At 49.5% G+C, this 22,041-nt stretch carries 18 protein-coding genes and 2 tRNA genes; 13 read left to right on the forward strand and 7 right to left on the reverse strand.

All coding sequences use genetic code 11. The features are described from left to right. The first annotated feature begins 404 nt into the window (after positions 1-404). The 4 genes from T433_RS0111465 to T433_RS0111480 all read left to right on the forward strand — a co-directional run bounded on the left by T433_RS0111465 (position 405) and on the right by T433_RS0111480 (position 3,902). Complete coding sequence (locus T433_RS0111465; RefSeq protein WP_027455893.1) at positions 405-992, forward strand: YqiA/YcfP family alpha/beta fold hydrolase; 588 nt, start codon at positions 405-407, stop codon at positions 990-992. A gap of 488 nt (positions 993-1,480) precedes the next feature. Further along, positions 1,481-2,044: a flavin reductase family protein gene (locus T433_RS0111470; protein ID WP_027455894.1), complete on the forward strand. Its 564-nt coding sequence runs from the start codon at positions 1,481-1,483 to the stop codon at positions 2,042-2,044. 30 nt (positions 2,045-2,074) lie between these two features. Further along, on the forward strand, positions 2,075-3,247 hold the full coding sequence (locus T433_RS0111475; RefSeq protein ID WP_027455895.1) for an iron-containing alcohol dehydrogenase: 1,173 nt from the start codon (positions 2,075-2,077) through the stop codon (positions 3,245-3,247). 37 nt (positions 3,248-3,284) lie between these two features. After that, positions 3,285-3,902 carry a CatA-like O-acetyltransferase, family 2 gene (locus tag T433_RS0111480; RefSeq protein WP_027455896.1) on the forward strand — a complete coding sequence of 206 codons (618 nt, stop codon included), beginning with the start codon at positions 3,285-3,287 and terminating at the stop codon, positions 3,900-3,902. Positions 3,903-4,055: 153 nt separating this feature from the next. On the opposite strand, the gene T433_RS0111485 is transcribed toward T433_RS0111480, so the two are convergent. The 3 genes from T433_RS0111485 to T433_RS15320 form a co-directional block, all read right to left on the reverse strand. Continuing rightward, a tRNA-Cys gene (locus tag T433_RS0111485) sits at positions 4,056-4,127 on the reverse strand. Positions 4,128-4,153: 26 nt separating this feature from the next. Beyond that, entirely contained in the window at positions 4,154-4,351 is a 198-nt protein-coding gene (locus T433_RS16290; RefSeq protein WP_044109832.1) for a hypothetical protein, read from the reverse strand. Positions 4,352-4,386: 35 nt separating this feature from the next. After that, the gene (locus T433_RS15320; RefSeq protein ID WP_081778480.1) at positions 4,387-5,346 is read right to left on the reverse strand and encodes a diacylglycerol/lipid kinase family protein; all 960 of its coding nucleotides are present in this window, start codon (positions 5,344-5,346) and stop codon (positions 4,387-4,389) included. A gap of 150 nt (positions 5,347-5,496) precedes the next feature. Between T433_RS15320 and spt the strand changes: the two genes are divergently transcribed. After that, the gene (gene spt, locus T433_RS0111500; RefSeq protein WP_027455897.1) at positions 5,497-6,684 is read left to right on the forward strand and encodes a serine palmitoyltransferase; all 1,188 of its coding nucleotides are present in this window, start codon (positions 5,497-5,499) and stop codon (positions 6,682-6,684) included. Positions 6,685-6,739: 55 nt separating this feature from the next. Next, positions 6,740-6,812 (forward strand) — tRNA-Pro (locus T433_RS0111505). Positions 6,813-6,861: 49 nt separating this feature from the next. Here T433_RS0111505 and T433_RS0111510 read toward each other — a convergent pair. Next, on the reverse strand, positions 6,862-7,758 hold the full coding sequence (locus T433_RS0111510) for an esterase-like activity of phytase family protein (protein WP_052357104.1): 897 nt from the start codon (positions 7,756-7,758) through the stop codon (positions 6,862-6,864). Next, positions 7,758-10,883 carry a glycoside hydrolase family 2 TIM barrel-domain containing protein gene (locus tag T433_RS0111515; RefSeq protein ID WP_027455899.1) on the reverse strand — a complete coding sequence of 1,042 codons (3,126 nt, stop codon included), beginning with the start codon at positions 10,881-10,883 and terminating at the stop codon, positions 7,758-7,760. The genes T433_RS0111510 and T433_RS0111515 overlap by 1 nt, the downstream gene beginning before the upstream one ends. A gap of 101 nt (positions 10,884-10,984) precedes the next feature. On the opposite strand from T433_RS0111515, the gene nth reads away from it, so the two are divergent. The 7 genes from nth to T433_RS0111550 all read left to right on the forward strand — a co-directional run bounded on the left by nth (position 10,985) and on the right by T433_RS0111550 (position 18,728). Continuing rightward, positions 10,985-11,638, forward strand: a complete 654-nt coding sequence (gene nth / locus T433_RS0111520) for an endonuclease III (RefSeq protein WP_027455900.1) — start codon at positions 10,985-10,987, stop codon at positions 11,636-11,638. A gap of 38 nt (positions 11,639-11,676) precedes the next feature. Next, positions 11,677-13,746: a TonB-dependent receptor plug domain-containing protein gene (locus T433_RS0111525; RefSeq protein WP_027455901.1), complete on the forward strand. Its 2,070-nt coding sequence runs from the start codon at positions 11,677-11,679 to the stop codon at positions 13,744-13,746. Between the two features lie 10 nt (positions 13,747-13,756). Next, the gene (locus T433_RS15325; RefSeq protein ID WP_052342149.1) at positions 13,757-14,338 is read left to right on the forward strand and encodes a YiiX/YebB-like N1pC/P60 family cysteine hydrolase; all 582 of its coding nucleotides are present in this window, start codon (positions 13,757-13,759) and stop codon (positions 14,336-14,338) included. Positions 14,339-14,525: 187 nt separating this feature from the next. Next, positions 14,526-15,797 (forward strand): phosphoglycerate kinase, encoded by a 1,272-nt coding sequence (locus tag T433_RS0111535; protein WP_027450432.1) that lies wholly within the window; start codon positions 14,526-14,528, stop codon positions 15,795-15,797. Between the two features lie 111 nt (positions 15,798-15,908). After that, a complete protein-coding gene (locus tag T433_RS15330) occupies positions 15,909-16,868 on the forward strand; it encodes a glycoside hydrolase family 43 protein (RefSeq protein ID WP_081778482.1) in 960 nt (319 codons plus the stop codon). Positions 16,869-16,904: 36 nt separating this feature from the next. Beyond that, positions 16,905-17,594, forward strand: coding sequence for a DUF6563 family protein (locus T433_RS0111545; protein ID WP_044109834.1), 690 nt, complete (start codon positions 16,905-16,907; stop codon positions 17,592-17,594). A gap of 39 nt (positions 17,595-17,633) precedes the next feature. Then, a complete protein-coding gene (locus T433_RS0111550; RefSeq protein ID WP_155808494.1) occupies positions 17,634-18,728 on the forward strand; it encodes a transposase in 1,095 nt (364 codons plus the stop codon). A gap of 651 nt (positions 18,729-19,379) precedes the next feature. On the opposite strand, the gene T433_RS0111555 is transcribed toward T433_RS0111550, so the two are convergent. Then, positions 19,380-21,011 carry a hypothetical protein gene (locus T433_RS0111555; RefSeq protein WP_027455904.1) on the reverse strand — a complete coding sequence of 544 codons (1,632 nt, stop codon included), beginning with the start codon at positions 21,009-21,011 and terminating at the stop codon, positions 19,380-19,382. Next, positions 21,011-22,039, reverse strand: coding sequence for an HlyD family secretion protein (locus tag T433_RS0111560; protein WP_027455905.1), 1,029 nt, complete (start codon positions 22,037-22,039; stop codon positions 21,011-21,013). Before T433_RS0111560 ends, T433_RS0111555 begins: the two co-directional genes overlap by 1 nt. Positions 22,040-22,041: the final 2 nt, after the last annotated feature.

Genomic DNA, 22,041 nt, shown 5'->3' on the forward strand with positions numbered 1-22,041 from the left:
AATACAGCTACTTTCATAAATATTTGAATTATCTTTCGAGCCTATCAAGGTGTAAATCTCTTCATTCTTCACGATGAAGATTTTGTTGTGGCGTCTTCGCCTAATGCCAACTATTACATAAATACACTTAAATCTGCCTAAAAAGTTATTGCAGAATGCTGTATTATCTGTATCTTTGCAAAAACAATAATTAGAAGACTATGAATTGTCCACACAGATCATCAACAGTTGGCGAGACCAACTATTTCGAATGTCCATGTCCCAAGCAATGTGTTCGGCACGGAAAATGCTGCGCATGTGTTGCTCATCATCGCAAACATGGCAAGTTGCCCTATTGCTTGAGAACACCAGAAAATCAATCATAAAACGGACAGCAAAAGTTTGAATAAAGAAATAAACTGTCAATGAAAAAGATATTATTCCTGCACGGATTCTTTGCCAGCGGTCAATGCGTGCCTGCTGTGGCGCTGAGAGAGGCATTCGAAGGACGTGCAGAGGTGCTCACTCCCGATTTGCCAATACATCCACAGATGGCACTGGAGGAAATCCGAGACATCTGTGACAGGGAACATCCCGACCTGCTGGTGGGTAATAGCTGCGGCTCTTTCTATGCCCAGATGCTGGCTCCCATCGTTGACATCCCTGCCCTACTTGGCAACCCACATTTCCAGATGACAGCATTTCTGAAGGAACGCATCGGAAAGCATGAATACAAGTCACCACGCAAGGACGGCAATCAGCAGTTTGTCATCGATGAAGCGTTGATACAGGAGTTTTCTGAATTGGAAAATGTTCAGTTCAGCTATTGCAATCCCTATTATAAGGACAAAGTATGGGGCTTATTTGGAGAGCAAGACACGCTGGCTCACTTCGAACCGATGTTTCTGGAGCATTACAACCACTCATTCCATTTCCCAGGTGCTCACACCCCAACAGCCGAGGAAGTACGCACCTGGTATGTTCCATTGATTGAGAAAATGCTGATGAAATGACATAAAGCATGTCAAGCATCATTTCAGCCACTTTTAGGCCCTTATAGTGGCACTATTAAAAAGTAAAAGTGCCACTATTGACTTGCAATACTAACGCTTTTGGGTCGGATCTAGCCCCTGGAGCCGAAGCATCTAGCCCCTAGAACGAGCTGATACAGCCCCTGGATCCGACCGATCCAGCCCCTGGAATGACATTCTCCAGCCCCTAGACCCGATTTAACAGCTAAGGTTTCCCAATAGAGAAGCTTAACTATTAGCCTGAGAAAGTAAAACTATCAGCTGCTAATTCAAGACATCTTTCTTTGCCTATTGTTATGAATTGTTCAAAAATCCATTTTTTTGTTGAAATTTGAACCTAAACAAACAATTATTGAAAGAAATTACTTAAATTTGTTGGCGAAAAGGATAAAAACAAAGCTGCAATACAAAAGCTACGATAACACAAGTGTTCTAAGATGAACAATTAATGGTATAATACAAAAAAGACTATGAAGAGCTTTAAATCAAATGCTTGGCTACTGCCACAGCCTGTAATGGTTATCGGAACGTATGATCAAGAAGGCAAGCCCAATGCCATGAATGCGGCATGGGGCGGCCAATGGGATATGAAGGAAATCATCATCTCGCTTGGTTCACATCAGACGACAGATAATCTGGCCAAGAATCCCGAGTTCACCGTGACTTTTGCTACTGCTGAGACGATGATAGCCTCCGACTATGTAGGCATCGTGAGCGGCAGGAACACACCCGACAAGATGGAAAGAACGGGATGGACCATCGAGAAGGCGCCCAACATCAACGCACCTATTTTCAAAGAGTTTCCGATGACACTGGAATGCCGCGTGAAGCAGAAGATTGACGAGAGCGAGACGGGCTGCTACCTCATTGCAGAAATCGTGAACATCCTCTGCGACGAGAAGTATCTGGCTGAAGACGGCAAGCCCGATGTTGCAAAGATGGGACTGATCACCCTCGACCCCGTTCATCACACCTACATCCAACTGGGTGAGACCGTTGGCAAGGCTTTTGCCGATGGCAAACAACTGAAATAGAATTAATTACTAAAAAAAAGATTTTAAAATATGCTTGGAAATTTTTCTTATTACAACCCCACCAAACTTTATTTTGGTGATGAATCCCTGAACTTCCTCAAGGACGAACTGAAAGGATATGGCCCCGTGGTGCTGCTGAACTATGGCAGCGGTAGCGTGAAGCGCAATGGTATCTACGATCAGGTGGTGGCTATACTGAAAGAAGCTGGCAAGACCATCATTGAGAACCCCGGTGTGATGACCAATCCCACATTGGAGAAACTGCATGAGGGCGTGATTATTGCCCGCGAGAATGAGGTGGACCTGATTATCGCTCTGGGCGGTGGCAGCGTGTGCGACTATTCGAAAGCAGTGGCAGCATCTGTCTATTACGAGGGCGACTATTGGGACCAGTTCTGGCTGAAGCAGCAGAACCCTGCTAAGGATCAGCGACTGCTGCCCGTGGGCTGCATCCTTACGATGGCTGGCACTGGTTCGGAGATGAATGCCGGCACGGTGATTACTGATGCTGAGCACACATTCAAGGTGGGCCACGTGTTCGACAGCCGACTGATGCCTAAGTTCTCTATTCTCAATCCTAAGTTCACCATGACTGTGCCCGAGAACCAGATGAAGGCTGGCATCTACGACATCATGAACCACATCATGGAGCAATACTTCTCTGACTTCGACGACAACACCAGCGACTACCTCTCTGAGGGACTGATGCGCTCACTGATACAGAGCAGCCGCATCGCTGTCAAGAACCCACAGGACTACGAGGCACGCTCTAACATCATGTGGACAGCCACATGGGCACTGAACACCCTCATCGGACTGGGCAAGAAGGAAGACTGGATGGTACACATGATTGGTCACAGCGTGGGTGCCTGGACGCACGCCCCTCACGGCTATGCACTGGCTTCTGTATCGATGGCCTACTATCGTCGCGCCATGCAGAACGGACTGCCTAAGTTTGTGCGTTTCGCCAAGAACGTATGGAATATCAGTGGCGAAGGAATGACCGACGAGCAGATTGCCGAAGCAGGTCTGCAGGCCCTGAAGGCATGGATGCTGGAGATTGGTCTGCCGCTGACCATCAGTGAACTGGGTGCCACTGCCGAAATGATTCCTGGCATCACCGAGACTACCGTGGTCTATCCCGCAGGTTACCTGAATCTGACGAAGGGCGACATCACGGAGATTCTGAAGGAGAGCATGTAATACTCATTGCATGCTTTGAGTAATTAACAAAACGCAGATGAAAACGGAAATAAATCCAAACGAGACAAGCAGGCGCAACGCATTCAACTGGTGGATATCATCAACGCAGCCAATGGTGACCGTCGTTAAGACTTTCAACGTGGGAAAACTGCGCAAGGCAAGCAAACGCATGGGCATCAAGTTTAACACGTTGCTGTGTTGGTGCATTGGTAAGGCTGCCAGCACGGTAGATGAGTTCTACCTTTTGCCAGAAGACGGCAAGATGTACCGATACGACAAGTTAGCTATTAACGTGATAGTGATAGACAAAAAAGGCGGCATCAGCATGTGTGACATCCCCTACTCCGATAACATTCGGACGTTTGATGCCGACTACCAACGTCTCACTGCACTTGCTATAGATAAGTGCGAAATACTGTCGCTAGATGGCTACATGGTAATAGGCACTTCGGCATTGCCACAAACCGAACTCGACGTCATTGTAAACCAATACTCTGGTACGCTGAATAATCCCTTTGCAGTTTGGGGAAGGTATCGCAGAAGTCTGTTCAAGACCACGCTGCCCATCAGTTTTCAGTTCCACCACGCACAGATGGACGGCTTGCACGCCTGTCGCTTCCTGAACAATCTTCAGGCGGAAATCAATCGATTATAGATAAAAGTACGTTTTCGATGTAACAACAAAGCAGGACTTATCTTTTTAGTCCTGCTTTTTTATGGCGCGTCATTTGCGCTACATTCTTTTGATTGCTGGGAAAACAAAAACTCCGAAGCCCTTTGTTTATCGGAGTTTCGGAGTTTTACTGCGAGGTGCCTGGCGGATTCGAACCGCCGTAGACGGTTTTGCAGACCGTTGACTAAGCCACTCATCCAAGGCACCATTGCTTTTTTGCGAGTGCAAAGGTACTATATATTTTTTGGATTGCCAAATTTTTCTGCCACTTTTTTCTTGTCGCAGGCTTGTTTTCTATCAATTTTGTTCTTCAGGTCGCATCCAGGGCATCCATAACAGGGATTATTGCGTTCTAGAAACACCTGATAGATGCGCCATGAAGCATACGCCAAAGCAGCAATCAAGATGATAAAAACCAAAGCTGTTTGCATATAAATAATATAGTTCGCGTACCTTTTAATAATTATTATATGATTTTATGGAAGAAAGCACTGATGGCATTCATCATTCTGGTAGGATGCGAGGCATCCTCTATGCACGCTGGGTTCACCACAGCTCGAAGCCCACGAGAAACAATCTCCACATCGATGTCTGTTCCCATGATGGTGGGGTCGCCATCGTAGTGGACGGCTCCCTCCTTCTGACGATGGATATGAATCTTTCGGGCTTGGAAGGTCTTGATGCGAGAATTGTTTGGAAGCGTCTTTGCAAACATATCAAGTGCGATACCTGGTGCCTCCAACATGCTGAACGGCTCCATGATAATCACATCCAGAAGTCCATCCTGCATCGAGGCGCCTGGAGCTATATAGGCATTGTTGCCATATTGGGCTGCGTTGGCACATGCGATCAAAAAAGCCTCATAGCTATGTGTGCTAGATTCGTCTGTCACGGTATAGACGTCTGGTTGGTATTTCAAGCCCTCTTTCAGCACATTCTCAACGTAGGTTGTCAGCCCGCGTTTGCCAGCCTCAGCAAACTTCAACGAGATGAAAGCATCAAAGCCCATGCCACAGGTACAAAAGAACGGATGTCCGCCCACCTTTCCATAGTCGAAGGCCTCGATATGTCCCTGATTGATAATCTCTAATGCCCCTTTCATATTCATCGGAATACGCATATGCCGAGCCAGTCCGTTGCCTGAACCACAAGGAATAATGCCCAACGCAGTGCTTTTCTCTGTCAGGGCGCTGGCCACCTCGTTCACTGTACCATCGCCACCTACAGCCACACATATATCGACACCCCTGTCGGCACACTCACTGGCTATCTCGGAAGCATGCCCCGCACGCTCCGTCTTCACCAGCTTCCAGTCGTACCTGTCAGCATCAATCACAGAGGCAATCAGTTCCTCAAGTCCCTCTTTCGAACGCGTACCGGAAATTGGATTTACGATGAAAACTATCTGTTGTTTCTTATCTTGCATGTTTGCAAAATTACAAAAATAAGAGAGAATAAAAGGAGAAAAGATGATAAAATACATGAAAAAGCACTTTTATTGAGAAAAAATAGCACGTTTTACAGAATTTTGTGTAACTTTGCAGCCTGTAAAAAGCAAATACCTATAAACAAGAATATGGGACAATTACAAGAAAGATACAAATCGTATCGCATACCTCAGGAGGCAATGGCAAAAGGAATCTATCCTTATTTCCGTGCCATCACTGGCAAACAGGGAACTGAGGTTGAGATGGGAGGCCACAAAGTTCTGATGTTTGGTTCTAATGCCTACACAGGTCTTACAGGTGACCAGCGCATTATAGACAAAGCTAAGGAAGCTTTGGAGAAATATGGTACAGGTTGTGCTGGAAGTCGTTTCCTCAATGGTACACTTGATATCCATATCCAGTTGGAGAAAGAGATTGCCAAGTTCATTGGCAAGGACGACTGTCTGTGCTTCTCTACCGGATTCAGCGTAAACCAGGGTGTCATCCCTGCCCTTCTGAGCAAAGACGACTTTGTGATTTGTGACGATCGTGACCACGCCTCTATCGTTGACGGACGCCGTTTGGCTTTTGCCAAGCAGCTGCACTACAAGCACAATGATATGGAAGACCTGGAGCGCGTACTCCAGAAGCTACCTCAGGAAGCTATTAAGCTCATCGTTGTTGATGGTGTATTCTCTATGGAGGGCGACCTCTGCAAACTGCCAGAGATTGTTAAGCTGAAGCACAAGTACAACTGCTCAATCATGGTTGACGAGGCACACGGCGTAGGCGTATTCGGACGTCAGGGTCGTGGCGTTTGCGACCACTTCGGACTGACCGACGAGGTTGACCTCATCATGGGTACCTTCTCTAAGTCGCTCGCCTCTATTGGTGGTTTCATCACTGCCGATGCTGACACTATCAACTGGTTGCGCCACACCTGCCGCACCTATATCTTCTCAGCCTCTAACACACCTGCTGCTACAGCTGCCGCAATGGAAGCCCTGCACATCATCCAGAATGAACCCGAGCGTATTGAGAAGTTGTGGAAAGTGACTCGCTACGCCCTGAAGCGTTTCCGCGAGGAAGGTTTCGAGATTGGCGATACCGAGAGCCCCATCATCCCACTCTACGTGCGTGATGTTGACAAGACATTCCTTGTGACAGCACTTGCCTTTAATGCTGGCGTATTCATCAACCCTGTTATTCCTCCTGCATGTGCACCTCAAGACACGCTCGTACGCTATGCTCTGATGGCTACACATACCGAAGAACAGGTGGAACGTTCGGTTGTAGCACTGAAAAAGATCTTTGTTGAGCAAGGAATCATAAAATAATTGCGGAAAAATTTGCAAGGGTCACAAAAATTGTGTACCTTTGCACCCGCAAAAACGAGGTGTAGCGCAGTTGGTAGCGTTCCTGGTTTGGGACCAGGCTGTCGCAGGTTCGAGTCCTGTCACCTCGACAAAAGCAAAAAGAAAGCCGTTAACTTTCAAAGTTAGCGGCTTATTTTTTTATTCCTTCATCAGCAGGAACCAGTCGCGAAGAACACCTTTATACTGATCTTGAGAATCTGCCACCATCATCCATAGACCTGAAGCAATCTCACACATGCCTTCGACATTGGCAAATTTGCGCTTTGTCAGAGTCAGGCGTGTACGGATCTCTTTTACCAGATGCTTTTCAAGACAGGCAGAATCACCTGGATATACAGCATAAACACGCACTATAGACTTCGCTCCAATCTTCAGCCGAGGGACGTACACCTGGCGCTCTACCACCAGCAAGCGGCCATCGCTCAGGGCGCACAATTCAGAAACGCCATGAAGGTAAACCTTTCCCTGGGGATCGTCTGGCCGATAGAAATACTGTTTGGCTGGCAGAAGATTGTCTGCAAAACTCTGTATGCGCAACACGCTATCGCCCTTCAACGGATGTTCTGTAGTGGTGAAAAACAAATGTCTGACTCGGTCGTATGTCAGCGCCTCAAGACCATAGTTGCTATCAGCTCTACGAAACACCTCTGGCAATGCCAAGCGCCGTCCTGTACGCTGTCCGTCTAACGTATACTCATAGACCTCATTATCGCGTTCGCCAGAGATAAACAAAGAGTTTGACGACGGGCAATAGCAAACGCCCTCCATATCACGATTAGGCAATCCGCTCTTTCTGAAGCCCCGATTCTCCACTTTACGAATCTTGCCACGAAGCGTGTCTATCTGCATCTTGAAAACAAAGAAGCCGTCCTCATCAGCCTTATCACTAACCACAGCATAACAGTCGTCGCCGAAAGCACAAATGCCACTATAGTTTCCTGCCGGTATCTCGCGTGGAAACTTCTGGAATCTCTGAGAAAAAAGTGATAGCGGCACCATGAGTACCGCTATCATTACGAATCTTGTATTCAACATTATTTCTTGATGGGCTTAATAGCGAAGGTAAAGTCATAGTCCTTGTAAGGCAGACGATACTCGCTGCGAGGCCAAGCGCCCCATGAGTTGACACATCCCATGCCGAGCTGACGCTGCTGAATATGAACAGACGTCATACCCGATGGCACGAGATCACCACTGTGGCGTCCCCATGCCTTATCCTTCTGCTCACCGTCATCCAACTGGCCTGTGGTATAAGGCAGAGCCGAGGCCTCCATCGGAGCATTTGAGTAGAAACAGAGTCCCCTGCCCTCTTTGTTGAGCACCTGGAACCAGCGCACATCGGTGTGGTTGCCACTCTCCTGAGGACGCACATACTCGAAATATTCGTCCTGAACGTCGTTCAAATACATACCGATAAACTCTGAAGAATTACGGTCAATATAGTTCTCTACCGGACCACGACCATAATACATCACCTGAGCGTATTGCTGAGGCATTTGCAACTGCATACCGAAGCGGAACAGCTCTGATACCTTAGCGTCTTTCTCCGTAGAGAGCTGTTCGCGAACAACGACCTCGCCCTCTGCGGTCAGTGTATAGGTCATGGTGAGCTTAGCGTGCTGGTCCTTCATATCGAAGGTAGCCACTACAGTATTCTCGTCAACACGAACGTCCTGCAGTTTCATGTCGGGATGCTGCCAAGTGCGGAAGTTGCGCTGCAAACCTGCACCATAGTCATTATCTGTTGGCGCGCGCCAGAACTCAGGTGTCACACTCTCGCGGAACTGCAACATCTCTTTGCCATCTACAGTCAGATAGTCAATCCAGCCAGACCACTTGCCTACGTAGAGGTCGGTACCATTGGCCGATAGCTTCACGTAACTATTGGTTTCCTCCTTATCTACAGCTGCTTTCTTTGACTCGGCCGAAAGATCAGGATACTGATAGCCGCTCACAATGAACTGCTGCTTTGCCATCACCTGTCCCTGCTTGATGAGAGGCTGAGAACGACGTGCACGGAAGTAGAAGTTGGCAGTCAGCTCACGGTTAGGATACTTCTTGGTAAATTCTGCAATCGCCTCTTTCAGTTGGGCTGATTCAATAACCTTGCGCTCCTGAGGATCAATGTTCTTGAAGTCAGGGAACTGAGTCACGAGGTAGGCATTGTTAGTCTCACCATCAGGCAACAACAAGCAGACGAGGTCCAAGTCGTCGAGCGTCTTGAAGAAGTTCTCGTTGTAAACCTCAAACTTACCGTTCTTCAGGTCCACATCCTTCACCCACACGTTCTGATAGTAATATCCCACCTCATAGGCATGTGGATTCAGTCGGCGATCGGGAGCAATGATACCATTACAGTTAAAATTATAGTCGGATGCAGGATACTTACCATAGTCACCACCATAAGTGAATATCTCACGACCCGTGACAGGGCTCTTGTCGCGCATACCCTGATCCACGAAGTCCCAGATATAGCCACCCTGATACTTGGCATATTTACGAATCAGGTCCCAATACTCTTTGAAACCACCCATCGAGTTGCCCATGGCATGTGCATACTCACACTGAATCAGTGGACGAGGATTGTCGCCCTGGGCATACTTCTCACATCCATCATAGTCGTAGTACATCGGACAGAAGATATCCGTCTTGCCATTCTGGCGTGCCTGCTCATACTGACAGGGACGTGTCTTGTCCTGCGCCTTCACCCAGTCGTAGGCCTTCTCGAAGTTAGGACCATAGCCAGCCTCGTTGCCCAGTGACCAGACGATGACAGAAGGGTGATTGATAAACGAGCACACATTGCCCTCCTGACGCTCTATGTGAGCCTTGGCAAAGTCAGGGTTCTTGGCCAGTGTCTTATCGCCATAGCCCATGCCATGACTCTCCAGATTAGACTCAGCAGTCAGGTAGATACCGTACTCATCACAGAGGTCATACCAGCGAGGATCATCAGGATAGTGACAAGTACGCACAGCATTGATGTTCAGCTGCTTCATGATCTTGATATCCTCTATCATCCTATCCACACTCACGATATAGCCGCCATCAGGATCTAGCTCATGACGATCAGCGCCCTTAATCAGGATGGGCTGTCCGTTCACCAGCAATTGTCCTCCCTTAATCTCAATACGGCGGAAACCGATGCGCTGCTTCACCACCTCCAGCACCTTTCCATCCTTCTTCAGAGTCACACAGAAATCATACAGGCGTGGTGTCTCTGCCGACCACGGCTCCACATCGTTATAGTTCAGGATGAAGTTCTCGTGCTGATAATAGGGCCATTTATGTCCATCGTGCTTGAAGATGGTTTCGCCATTAGGCTTCTGCAGCATCACCTCCAGGTTGACACCCGATGGGTTGGCCACATCGATCGTATAGTCAATGGCGCCCAACTTCTTCTCACTGTCCCAGTCGCCATTCACCACGAGATTCTTGATATGCACCTTAGGACGTGCATAGAGATACACCTCGCGGGCTATACCTGTGAAGCGCCAAAAGTCCTGATCCTCCAGATATGATCCATCACACCAGCGCATCACCTGCATGGCTATCAGGTTCTTGCCTTTTTTCAGATATTTGGTGATGTTAAACTCAGCTGCCACCTTGGCATCCTCACTATAGCCCACATACTTGCCGTTGACCCAAAGCGAAAGGTTGCTCGTGGCCGAGCCTACATGGAAGAACACCTCTTGTCCGTTCCAGTCCTGTGGCAGCACGAACTCACGGCGATAAGAGCCCGTATAGTTGTTGGTCTCCGAGATATAGGGCGGATTACTCTCGAAGGTGGTAGCCCACGAGTAGCCCGTATTCTTGTAAATCTTGTCGCCATAACCCTCCAGCTCAAAGAGTCCTGGCACGGGAAAATCCACCCACTCCGAGTCGTCATACTGCAGCGAATAGAAATTCTTGGGGGCCTGGTTATGGTCTTTCACAAAGTTGAATCGCCACTTGCCTTCCATCGACAAATAGCGCGAAGACTTCGACTTATCATTCTGCCTTGCCAGCTCTGTACTCTCGAAGGCGAAGAATGCGGCACGTCGTGCTTCGCGATTCACTTGGTTCACCTGCGGATCCATCCAGACAGGGCTCTTTACTTTGGCTGCATGTGAGCCTATCGCTGTCATGCAGACCATTGACATTACAATTTGTTTCAGCATTATATCTAATAATTAGGTTTTATGCTGCAAAAATACGAAAAATAAACAGAAATTCGGTAACAATTATAACTTTTCAACCTTTTTTTAGTACCTTTGCCCACATGAAACGAGAAGAGCGTTACAGACAAGTGCTTGATTACTTCCGAAAAGAGATGCCTGAAGTAAATACTGAGCTGGAGTTTGGCAGCATTTTTCAATTGTTGGTGGCTGTCATCCTGAGTGCTCAGTGCACCGATAAGCGCATCAACCAGGTAACGCCCGCCCTTTTCCACCAATATCCTGATGCTAAATCCATGGCCAAGGCTGATGCTGACGACATCTACGAATACATTCGCAGTGTCAGCTACCCCAATGCCAAAGCACGCCATTTGGCGGCAATGGCACGCATGCTCGTCGAGAAGCATGATGGCGAAGTGCCGATGGACATGAACCAGCTGACAGCCCTCCCTGGGGTTGGCCGCAAGACTGCCAACGTCATTCAGGCCGTGGCTTTCGGCAAGTCAACGATGGCTGTCGATACCCATGTCTATCGCGTCAGTCATCGCTTAGGATTGGTCAGCAAAAGCGACAACACGCCCTATAAAGTAGAACTAAAGCTCACGAAACATATTCCACTGAGTGACATACCATTAGCCCACCACTGGCTGTTGCTCCACGGACGCTACGTTTGTACGTCGCGTTCACCTCATTGCAACAAATGTGGTCTCCACGATCTTTGTCCAAAACTTATAGAAGATTCGAGACTGGAACACTAAAGTTCCACTTTTTTTTATTTCATTTTTTAAAATCAATCATGTACAAACCCAATTTTAACAAGCGCGAGGTCATCGTCTTCCGCCAATTCCAGCGGAAGGGCTACTCCCTCTTTGCCTGTCTGGGACGCGTGGTTGTCATTGGCGTTCTCAGCGCTGCCACCCTTCAGTCGGCTACGGCCGCTACCGACGAGGTGAGCACCAAGACTGAGAAGACAGACAACACCGAGTCTGTTGACAAAGAGGCGACGCTCGAAGATGTCGAGGTCACTGGCTCACGCGCTCCGCTTGCCCTTGGACAGGCAGCAAGAATGGTCACTGTACTGAGCCGCGAGGAAATTCAGGCGGCGCCAGTACAAAGTATTAACGATTTACTGAAGATGGCTGTGGGCGTCGATGTTCGACAGCGAGGCCCCATCGGTGCTCAGACCGATGTCAGCATTCGTGGCGGCAGCTACGAGCAGATTGCCGTTCTGCTGAATGGCATCAACATCTGCGACGCCCAGACGGGTCACAATGCGTTCGATTTGCCCTGTGATGTGGCCGACATTCTGCGCATCGAGGTGCTCGAAGGCCCTGCTGCCCGCGTCTATGGCGCTTCGTCGCTGGTAGGCGCCATCAACATCGTCACCAGTCAGGCACCAGAAGCGTCCCTCGAACGGGATTACAACGGTCAGGTGCGATTGGAGGGCGGGTCATTTGGCTACCTGTCGGCAGCAGGCCGCTATGCCTTGACACCTCACGCCGACCAGCTCACATCTTCCCTCTCTGCCACCTATACGCGCAGTGATGGCTACCAGCGCTCTGCTGCTGGCCACCTGAACAGCGACTACACGGGCGGCAAGGTGTTCTATCAGGGAGGCTACGCCGACCAGGCGATGCAGCTACAGTGGCACGCTGGCCTTAGCGCTAAAGGCTTCGGTTCCAACACGTTCTACAGTGGACGTTTCGACGAGCAGTATGAGCAGACGCTGAAGTTCTTCACAGCTATTCAGGGCGAGACATCGGGCCGTCTGCACCTGAAGCCTGCCATCTACTGGAATCGCGGCTACGACCGCTTCGAATTGATTCGCGGATCGGAAGACCTGGTTCCTTTCAACCATCACCGCACCGATGCTTTCGGCATCAACCTCAACTGCTACTTCGACTGGGCAGCAGGCCGCACGGCCTTTGGCGGTGAGTTTCGCAACGAAGACATTGTCAGTGGCAATCTGGGCGAGCCACTGAATGCACCTTTCCGCGATTATAAGTACGGCCTGAACCGCTCCAACCTCTCGTTCCACCTGGAGCACAACCTGCTGCTGAAGCGCTTCACGCTGTCGGCTGGTTTCATTGCTGTGAAAAACACCTGGAACGAGATGCCGTTCACCATTTATCCGGGCATCGATGCCAGCCTGCGACTGGGCAAAGGCTGGAAACTGTATGCCTCCTACAATGCCTCGCTACGCATGCCTTCGTTCACAGAACTATACTATAGCGTAGGCGGACATAAGGCCGATAAATATCTGAAGCCCGAGGAGCTGCAGGCCGTAGAGGGCGGAGTGAAATACAGTTCCTCGCTGCTCACGGTGCAAGCCAGCATCTATCACAACCACTGTCGCCAGATGATCGACTGGATTCTGGACCCCACCGAGGCCGAACCTGTGTGGCGTAGTGTCAACTATACGAAGGTCAATACGCTAGGCTTTGAGACTTCGGCCACGTTGCAGCTGCATAGGCTACTACCCCTGCCTGGTGCCACGCTGCAGGTAGCCTACAGCTACATAGACGAAGACAAGGTGGGACAGCACCAAATTGAGTCGCAATCCACACTTGAATACCTACGCCACAAACTAGTGGGCCAGTTACACATGCCCATCGTAGAGCGTTTGAGCCTCGACGTGAAATATCGTCTGCAGAAACGAGCCGGCAACTATACCACCAACGCAGGTATTGTAATACCCTACCACACCTATGACGTGGTGGATACGCGCCTCTCGTGGACGGCCGAGGCATATACGCTCTATGCCGAGGCCAACAATCTCTTTGGCAGTCATTGTGTGGACTTTGGCAACGTGCGCCAGCCGGGCCTATGGCTCACCATTGGCGCTAAGTATCGTTTCAACATCTAATTCACAGACTATGAACACGATACACACTCTACTGCTGACGGCAGCATCGGTGCTCTACGGCATCGGTGCTGCTGCCCAGCAGCTTCAGCCAGGCGACCTACTCTTCCACGTCAAAGAGAGCCCCACCGCCATTACGCAGGTGCGTGGCGACCTTATCGAGCATGTAGCCATCGCCCTTGGTACCGACAGTTTGATCGAGGCCACCCATCGGGGCGTGGTCATCACTTCTGTTGATTCGCTACCTGCCGACGGCCACTACCTCATTGGACGCATCACAGTTCCATTCGACCTGCAACGCTCATTGAACAACGCACGGAGTCTTCTGGGCCGTCCCTACGACTACCTGTTCCTACCCAACAACAAGGAGATTTACTGTTCTGAGCTTGTACAGTTGTCGTTTGTGGACAGCCTCAACCAACTTATCTTCCGCCCCGTCCCCCTGTCGTTTCACGACGCCACAGGACGCATACTCGACCACTGGCAGCAGTACTATGCCGCACGTGGCATCGACGTACCCGAAGGACAGCCAGGCAGTCATCCCTCCGAACTGGCCAAGCGCTCCGTGGTGCGCATTATTGGACGAATGCGATAAAACGAAAGAGAATACTTTTGCCAACTCAGCTTTACATTATATATAATAGATTAGCAAAAAAGTATTAAATTATTCATTCTACCCTACAATTTGTCAGCTATTCTTAGTAACTTTGCTCTCGTTTTAACGAAAACGGGCCTATCCCGTTGCCCAAAAAGTCACATAATATTTTTAAATTATAAACATTATGACAATCAACGAATTCAACTTTGCCGGTAAGAAGGCAATCGTACGTGTAGACTTCAACGTACCCCTCGATGAGAATGGAAAGATCACAGACGACACCCGTATCCGCGGTGCCCTGCCCACACTGAAGAAGATTCTGGCCGATGGTGGCGCTACCATCATCATGAGCCACATGGGTAAGCCCAAAGGTAAGGTAGATGCCAAGAAGTCTCTGGGTCAGATCCGCGAGGCTGTTGAGAAGGCTCTGGGTGTTCCCGTTGCTTTCGCTCCCGACTGCGCTAAGGCTGCCGACGCTGCCAAGGCTCTGAAGATGGGTGAGGCTCTGCTGCTGGAGAACCTGCGTTTCTATCCCGAGGAAGAGGGTAAGCCCGTAGGTGTAGAAAAAGGTACTCCTGAGTACGACGAGGCTAAGAAGGCCATGAAGGCCAGCCAGAAGGAGTTTGCTAAGACTCTGGCTTCTTACGCTGACTGCTACGTAATGGACGCCTTCGGTACAGCTCACCGTAAGCACGCTTCTACTGCTGTTATCGCCGACTACTTCGACGCTGACAACAAGATGCTGGGTCTGCTGATGGAGAAAGAGGTGCAGGCTGTTGACGCCGTACTCTCTAACATCAAGCGTCCTTTCGTTGCCATCATGGGTGGTTCTAAGGTATCTTCTAAGATTGGTATCATCGAGAACCTGCTCGGTAAGGTTGATAAGCTCATCCTCTGCGGTGGTATGACCTACACTTTCGCAAAGGCTCACAACGGCGAGATCGGTGACTCTATCGTAGAGCTCGACAAGCTGGATGTAGCTCTGGGTGTTGAGGAGCTGGCTAAGAAGAACGGCGTAGAGCTCGTTCTCGGTTCTGACTGCACCGCTACCAACGGTCTCGACTTCGGCACCATGACTGTGAAGGAAGGTGCAGAGATCATCACCTGCCCTGCCAACAAGGTTCCCGCTGGTTTCGAGGGCGTTGATGCAGGTCCCGAGAGCCAGAAGGCATTTGCCGAGGCTATCAAGGGTGCTAAGACCATTCTGTGGAACGGTCCTGCCGGTGTATTCGAGTGCGATGCTTTCACCGCTGGTTCACGTGCCATCGGCGACGCTATTGCCGAGGCTACCAAGAACGGTGCCTTCTCTCTGATTGGTGGTGGTGACTCTGTAGCTTGTGTCAACAAGTTCGGTCTGGCCGATCAGGTATCTTACATCTCAACTGGTGGTGGTGCTCTTCTCGAGGCCATCGAGGGTAAGGTTCTTCCCGGTGTTGCTGCAATCAAAGGCGAATAAGATACTGTCCCCTTAGGGCAATTTCTTAATTTTTTCATAAGAATGCCGTCCAGGGCCATAAACCTTGGGCGGCTTTTTTCTTCTTCTTCAAAACATAAAAACCTTAGACTGATGAAACTTTTACGACTTTTCCTATTCACATTACTATTGTCGGCCACCACGCTCGCCCATGCCTACGAGTTTATATATGGTGACGACACCCGCACAGGCACCCTTTTTGCCAAAAACCCCGTCATCGATGCCGACGTGCCCGACCCTTCCGTCATCCGCGTAGGCGACACCTACTATGCTGCTGCCACCTCAGGCAACAAGGCACAGGCCTACCCCCGTTTCCGTTCCAAGGACCTGCAGACGTGGGAACCCATGGGCTACATCTTCGAAGAGTGGCCATCATGGACCAGTGGCAGCTTCTGGGCACCCGAGCTCTTCGACCTCTCAGGTCGCACCATGTGCTACTACACAGCCCGTCAGAAAAGCGACGGTACCAGCTGCATCGGCGTAGCGATGGCGGAAGGTCCTGAGGGTAAGTTCAAGGACTACGGTCCACTCATCCGAACCACCAACGAAGCCATCGACGCCTACGTCTTCCGCGACGGCACCCAGCTCTACATCTCATGGAAGGCCTATGGTCTCGACCCCAGCCATCGTCCCATAGAGTTGCTCTGCCAGCGACTCAGCGACGACGGTCTCCACCTGCAGGGCGAGCCCTTCACCCTTCTGCGCGACGACGAGCGCCAGGGCATGGAAGGCCAATGTATCTTCCGTCAGGGCGACTGGTGGTACATCCTCTACTCCATCCGCGACTGCTGTTCGCCTCAGAGCGACTATGCCGTCAGCGTAGCCCGCAGCCACAGTCTGCAAGGACCGTGGGAGAAATACGAGCACAACCCCATCCTCGAGGGCGATGGCCGCATCATGCAAAGCTGTGGTCACGGCACCATGACCCGCACCCCCGATGGTCGCATGTACTACCTCTGCCACGCCTACTACAAAGGTCGCTACAAGGAAGGTCGCAAGGCCGTCCTCTTCCCCTTAGAGATAACCCCCGACGGGTGGGTGAAAAAGAAATAGAAGCAATTACCTTTATTAATCAACCATTTAAATAACATGACAAATAGATTCATACAACTGTTATTTAGTGTCGTCTTGTTTTTAAACGTGAACTCAATAAGTGCTCAGTGTGCTTATTGCAACACCTATGAGGACTTCATGAATGACAAATGGATTCCGTTAGACACTTTGATAAATGAAAAACCCAGTAATAATCCAAAATCATTGTGGAACGGTAATCGTCACACGTTTACCACAGGCAATAAAGCCTCAGATAAGATACTTAAGAAAAAAGCCTTTGTCGTTAAGAAGAATGACACTCTTTATGTTAATTGTCGCAAACTAATTTATTCTGACGTACATTTTGGGAACGGCTATACCCCAACCAAGAGAATAGGAAAGCATAGTATGCTCTTTGTGAATAAAATGAACCTTGGCAAAATAAAAGGAGATATTGTAGCCATGGGGATAATGTTTGGAGCCGTCGGTGGTGCTGCCATTGCTGCTGCAACAAGTAGTAAGTCTGTTAGACAAGTATGCTACGTCATTTCTTCTGGCGAAAATTGCAATGGTTTTATTAATGCACGTATGCTAAACGATGAGATGATGGATATATTCATGGCAGACCGTGAAGACCTAAAAAATGAATTCTACTCTGAAAAAAACAAAAGTAAACGTCTATTAGCCTCTTATGTAATACCTATTCTTGAAAAAGCAGGTCTTTTATGGACCTCGACCTACAAGTGATTAAGGGACTATCCCCTAATTAAAGTAAAGAAGGGAGCAATGAAGGAAAGCTGTCAGACACGACGCATGTATGGGCACGACTATGCCATACCAGGGACATACGAGGTGACTATGGTTGTTGCAGATAGACTGCCTGTCTTTGGCAAGCTTGTTGGAAGCACTAAGTATGAAGGCGAAGCACCCCACCTCAAACCTTCGCCCCTTGGTCTGGCGGTGCTTAACAATGAGATTCCGAAAATACACCACTACTACCCGATGGTTGCCATTTGGCAGGTATGCCTAATGCCTGACCATCTACACATGATTGTGCGTATCAACGCGCCGTTGCCAGAAGGCAAGCACCTCGGCATTATCATCGGCGCATTCAAAGGCGGGGTCAGCCGTGCTTGGTGGCAATTGACAGGAATGGCAGAGGCTAACGCCTCAGCCACAGTGGTGAAAGGTGAGACGGGCACCACGATGGCAAGAAGTGCTTCAACAGTCACCGTGTCTGGGGCGTCAGCCTCAGAGAAGCGCCCATCCCTTTTTGAGCCTAACTACAACGACCATATCCTTATGCGCGACGGACAACTGGAGAACTGGAAGCACTACCTGCGCGACAACCCACGCCGCCTCATGATGCGTCGCGAATATCCGAATCTGTTTCAGCACGCCCTTTGTATCGCCATTGACGGCATTCGTTACAGCGCCTTCGGTAATATGCTTTTGCTTCGCCAACCCGAGAAACATCAGGTTTTCTTCCATCGCAAAACAGATGGCGTACCCACAGAACAAACCACTTTTTGGAAGGAAGAACGCGAACGGCTCATATCGTCAGCAAGGAGTGGCGATGTACTTGTCACCCCTGGTATCTCTGAATGTGAGAAGCGCATAAAGAACATAGCTTTGCAACAAGGGCTTCGCCTAATACACGTACAATCTGAGCCTATTGGCAAATTCTGGAAACCTGAACGAAGTCGTTTCGAAGCTTGCGCTTCAGGGACGCTACTTATCATGGCTCCATGGCCCGAGGACTTACCCTCCTTCGCAAGTGACTACGAACGCTTCCATTACCTCAATCGTCTGGCGGAAGCTGTTTGTGCCGTTGGGCATACAACAAGCATGGCGATGAGTCGGTCAGCAATCAAAAACTGAATACCGCTTATCGTTCGAGCGATATGCCCTCGGCGGTTACAACGAGATTTGCATAGCACTTAGAGGCCTTGTAGAGGAAGTGTAATTCAAGAGCACTTTGTTCCAGTTCCAGTTGTTCCAATTAAAATTTGAGGGACAAAAACCCTTGTTATATATTCATAACTAATTAATATATAGATAGTTATATATAGAAATAGGGGTAACAGAACAACCAAAAACAAAACTGGAACAACTGGAACTGGAACACAAGGCCACATTAGCAACCATTTATTTTTATCTAAAAAGCTAATAATCAACGAGATACGATATCAGCAAATCAAAGGCACCTGAGATATCTAACTCAGGAAAGGGCACAAAATGTATCAAATTACTGTTCTAAAAAGCCGAAAAAGACATGTATGAACCCTTGGTTCCGATGCTTTCCCTGTACTTTGCACGCATATTAGTGCTTCGCAATTTTAGTACCTAGACCTCAGTTGGAAGCATCATGGTCCAGTTATAACAGGCAACTCGTACGAAAACGAGCACTTTAACCTCCAAATAGAGGCACTATAAGTTACAAAAAGTGGCACTATTACAAACTGATAAGAACAAAAATCCCCTCCTGAAAAAGGAGGGGAACTTTTTATTGAATTGTTTGTGATAAAACAGTCACTCTGACTTATGTTTCCTTGACAGATATTCTATCGCCAACACCGGCCATAGGGGCACTTTACGGATGTTTGTTCTTACAGCGGGAATATCGCACAACAAGAAGATGGATGCCAGGAGCAGGGCAAACCATATGACGTAGCCATACACCTGCTTGATGGCTACAAGCATCATGGAGTGCAGATAGCTGTCGCCCATGAACGCCCCGAAATCAAATTGCGAGAGGTCGAGGTTGGTGAGTGTCAGCTGGCGACCGTAGTGCATCATGTCCGCATTCAGGAAATGCGAGAAGATGGTGGTATAGAAACCATAACCCATAGCACCACCAAGATACATATGGGGGATGTTGAACACGAACAGGCCCATGAAGAACATCTCAAGACTGGGTACCGACTCGTCTAATGCCCACATCAGGGTTGGGGCAAGCACACCATAACCAAAGCCGCGCAGCATGATGGCCAGCCGGTATTGCTCGATGTTCACACTCATACCCACCGTGGTGTACATAAGCAAGGCGTATGCAAAGATAGACAGAAAACTGATGCCTATCAGTTTCCATACCTTCCACTTCTGAACCTTCAGCCAGTAGAGGTCAAGTGCTATACCCAGAAACATGCCTGGCAATGCCCACATATACTGACTTTCCTTGGTGAGTTCTTCCAGTCCGATGACCTCTGTGTAGAGTATCTCCTCCAGTGTATGCTCAGCACCGAAAGCCAACTCTGCCAGTATGGTTACGATGAGAATGGGTACCACATTGCGGCATTTTAGCAGTCGCAGCTCGACGTATGGATAGCGGTTGTGAATCAGCCGGTAAAGGGTAAGTCCTGCAAAGAGGAGTGTAAAAGCTCCCACCACTCTGATGTGCTGGCTGGTCATCCACCTGTAATGATCTCCATAGACGAAAATATATGAGAACAGGAGCATCGTGACGCAGATGAGGAGCGCGCCCTGCCAGTCGGTACCCTTCAGCGAAAACCTGTTGGGCATAGGACAGAACGGACGACACAGAACTATCTGCGTGAGCAGCACGAACGACATAGTGCCTACGGTAAAGGCGTGCATCATCTGCCAAGTGAAATGGTGCCCCATCCAGGCTGCAAGCCATCCGCTGCCCTCGATGGCAGAGAGAAGGATGATGTGGAGCACGGGGAAGAAGACGGCGAAGTCGCGCCTTGGCGTTATCCACAGCTGGATGTTGCTCATGCACTCGAACGTGCCTTGAATCTTGGCAATACCTGCAATGAAACATGCCACAACGAGTACTGGCATCGAGTGGCTATGCATCGTGATAACGTTGCAGATGCCCATCACGATGGCCGAGGTGCACAGCAGCTGCTGATTGGTGAAGCGGAACTTCATCCTGAACAGCATCGGGAACCACACGGCCATACCTGCCAGCGTGGCATAGAGCAGGAACATCACATCCTCTATCATGAAGTTGGTGGTGCCGCGAATCTCATCGAGGGCACCCAGATAGATACCTCCAGAGAACTGGAAGCACAGCGCCGTCAGGACGTAAATCCAGGGCTGCAACTGGCGAGGCACCCACCCTTTCATCATCGGCATACAGAAAGGCATGCCTGCTGGTGGCGCTGGTGCCTTCATCAAAAACTCAGTCAGCTTTCCCATTATTCTTCCACCTTACAAACCACGTTATAACCACCATGCAGCTTCTGCAGTTCATCGCAGGCATCAATCCGCACGCGTACCGTCACACGCTGCTCCACCTTGACGAAATTGCCTGTGGCATTGTCGATAGGAATCAGCGAGAACGCACTTCCTGTGGCATCGCTGATACGCTCTACCACTCCTGTATATTCCACATCGGGAACGGCATCGGCAGTAAAGCGCACTTTATCGCCCACCTTGATATGCGGCATCTGCGACTCCTGATAGTTGGCCTCCACCCATTTCTCATGCTTATCGACGATGCTCACCATGGTCTGACCGGGGTTGACCAACTGTCCCACATGAATATCCTTGCTGCCCACCACACCATCGCAAGTGGCAATGATATAGCAATACGAGAGGTTCAGCCGGGCAATCTCCACCTGCGCACGTGCCAGCTCTATGGCTGCCTCTGAGGCTGAGAGATGATATCCCTGCTCTGCCACAACGGCCGTCTGCGTGTTGCGCGAGCGGAGCGCCTGCTCGTATCCTGCCTTAGCACTCAGATAACCCGTATGGACATTGTCATACTGCTGTTGTGTAACGGCATCCTGCTCCAGCAGTTTCTGAAAACGGGCATCCTCCCTCTTGGCATTCTCCATCTGCACACGAGCGGCTTCGATGCCTGCTTCGGTCACGCTGATACTGGTCTTGGTGGTATGGATGCTGCTTGCTGTGCCCTGCGATCCGTGCTCGGCACGGGTAAGGTCTGCCTCTGCCTGCGCCAAGCGAAGACGAAACTCGGCATCTTCAATGACAATAAGTGTATCGCCTTTCTTCACCTCCTGAAATTCGGTAAAGCACACCTCACGTATAAACCCCTGCACGCGACAGTTCTGGGGCACGATATTCTGGCACACACGAGCATTGTCTGTAACCTCGCCACCTCCGAAATGCATAAACTGGCTGGCAGCATAAACGGCACCACATACGATGCAGAGTATTACTATTGTATTATAAATATAAGTTGTAATCTTATTCTTTTCCATTT

Origin of the sequence: Xylanibacter brevis ATCC 19188 (assembly GCF_000621725.1) — a bacterium.
In the GTDB taxonomy this organism is placed as follows: domain Bacteria; phylum Bacteroidota; class Bacteroidia; order Bacteroidales; family Bacteroidaceae; genus Prevotella; species Prevotella brevis.

Bases quoted from the DNA above. Each gene is read 5' to 3' on its own strand.
- T433_RS0111465 (WP_027455893.1), top strand. From the start codon at position 405: ATGAAAAAGATATTATTCCTGCACGGATTCTTTGCCAGCGGTCAATGC.
- T433_RS0111470 (WP_027455894.1), top strand. From the start codon at position 1,481: ATGAAGAGCTTTAAATCAAATGCTTGGCTACTGCCACAGCCTGTAATG.
- T433_RS0111475 (WP_027455895.1), top strand. From the start codon at position 2,075: ATGCTTGGAAATTTTTCTTATTACAACCCCACCAAACTTTATTTTGGT.
- T433_RS0111480 (WP_027455896.1), top strand. From the start codon at position 3,285: ATGAAAACGGAAATAAATCCAAACGAGACAAGCAGGCGCAACGCATTC.
- T433_RS16290 (WP_044109832.1), bottom strand. From the start codon at position 4,351: ATGCAAACAGCTTTGGTTTTTATCATCTTGATTGCTGCTTTGGCGTAT.
- T433_RS15320 (WP_081778480.1), bottom strand. From the start codon at position 5,346: ATGCAAGATAAGAAACAACAGATAGTTTTCATCGTAAATCCAATTTCC.
- spt (WP_027455897.1), top strand. From the start codon at position 5,497: ATGGGACAATTACAAGAAAGATACAAATCGTATCGCATACCTCAGGAG.
- T433_RS0111510 (WP_052357104.1), bottom strand. From the start codon at position 7,758: ATGTTGAATACAAGATTCGTAATGATAGCGGTACTCATGGTGCCGCTA.
- T433_RS0111515 (WP_027455899.1), bottom strand. From the start codon at position 10,883: ATGCTGAAACAAATTGTAATGTCAATGGTCTGCATGACAGCGATAGGC.
- nth (WP_027455900.1), top strand. From the start codon at position 10,985: ATGAAACGAGAAGAGCGTTACAGACAAGTGCTTGATTACTTCCGAAAA.
- T433_RS0111525 (WP_027455901.1), top strand. From the start codon at position 11,677: ATGTACAAACCCAATTTTAACAAGCGCGAGGTCATCGTCTTCCGCCAA.
- T433_RS15325 (WP_052342149.1), top strand. From the start codon at position 13,757: ATGAACACGATACACACTCTACTGCTGACGGCAGCATCGGTGCTCTAC.
- T433_RS0111535 (WP_027450432.1), top strand. From the start codon at position 14,526: ATGACAATCAACGAATTCAACTTTGCCGGTAAGAAGGCAATCGTACGT.
- T433_RS15330 (WP_081778482.1), top strand. From the start codon at position 15,909: ATGAAACTTTTACGACTTTTCCTATTCACATTACTATTGTCGGCCACC.
- T433_RS0111545 (WP_044109834.1), top strand. From the start codon at position 16,905: ATGACAAATAGATTCATACAACTGTTATTTAGTGTCGTCTTGTTTTTA.
- T433_RS0111550 (WP_155808494.1), top strand. From the start codon at position 17,634: ATGAAGGAAAGCTGTCAGACACGACGCATGTATGGGCACGACTATGCC.
- T433_RS0111555 (WP_027455904.1), bottom strand. From the start codon at position 21,011: ATGGGAAAGCTGACTGAGTTTTTGATGAAGGCACCAGCGCCACCAGCA.
- T433_RS0111560 (WP_027455905.1), bottom strand. From the start codon at position 22,039: ATGGAAAAGAATAAGATTACAACTTATATTTATAATACAATAGTAATA.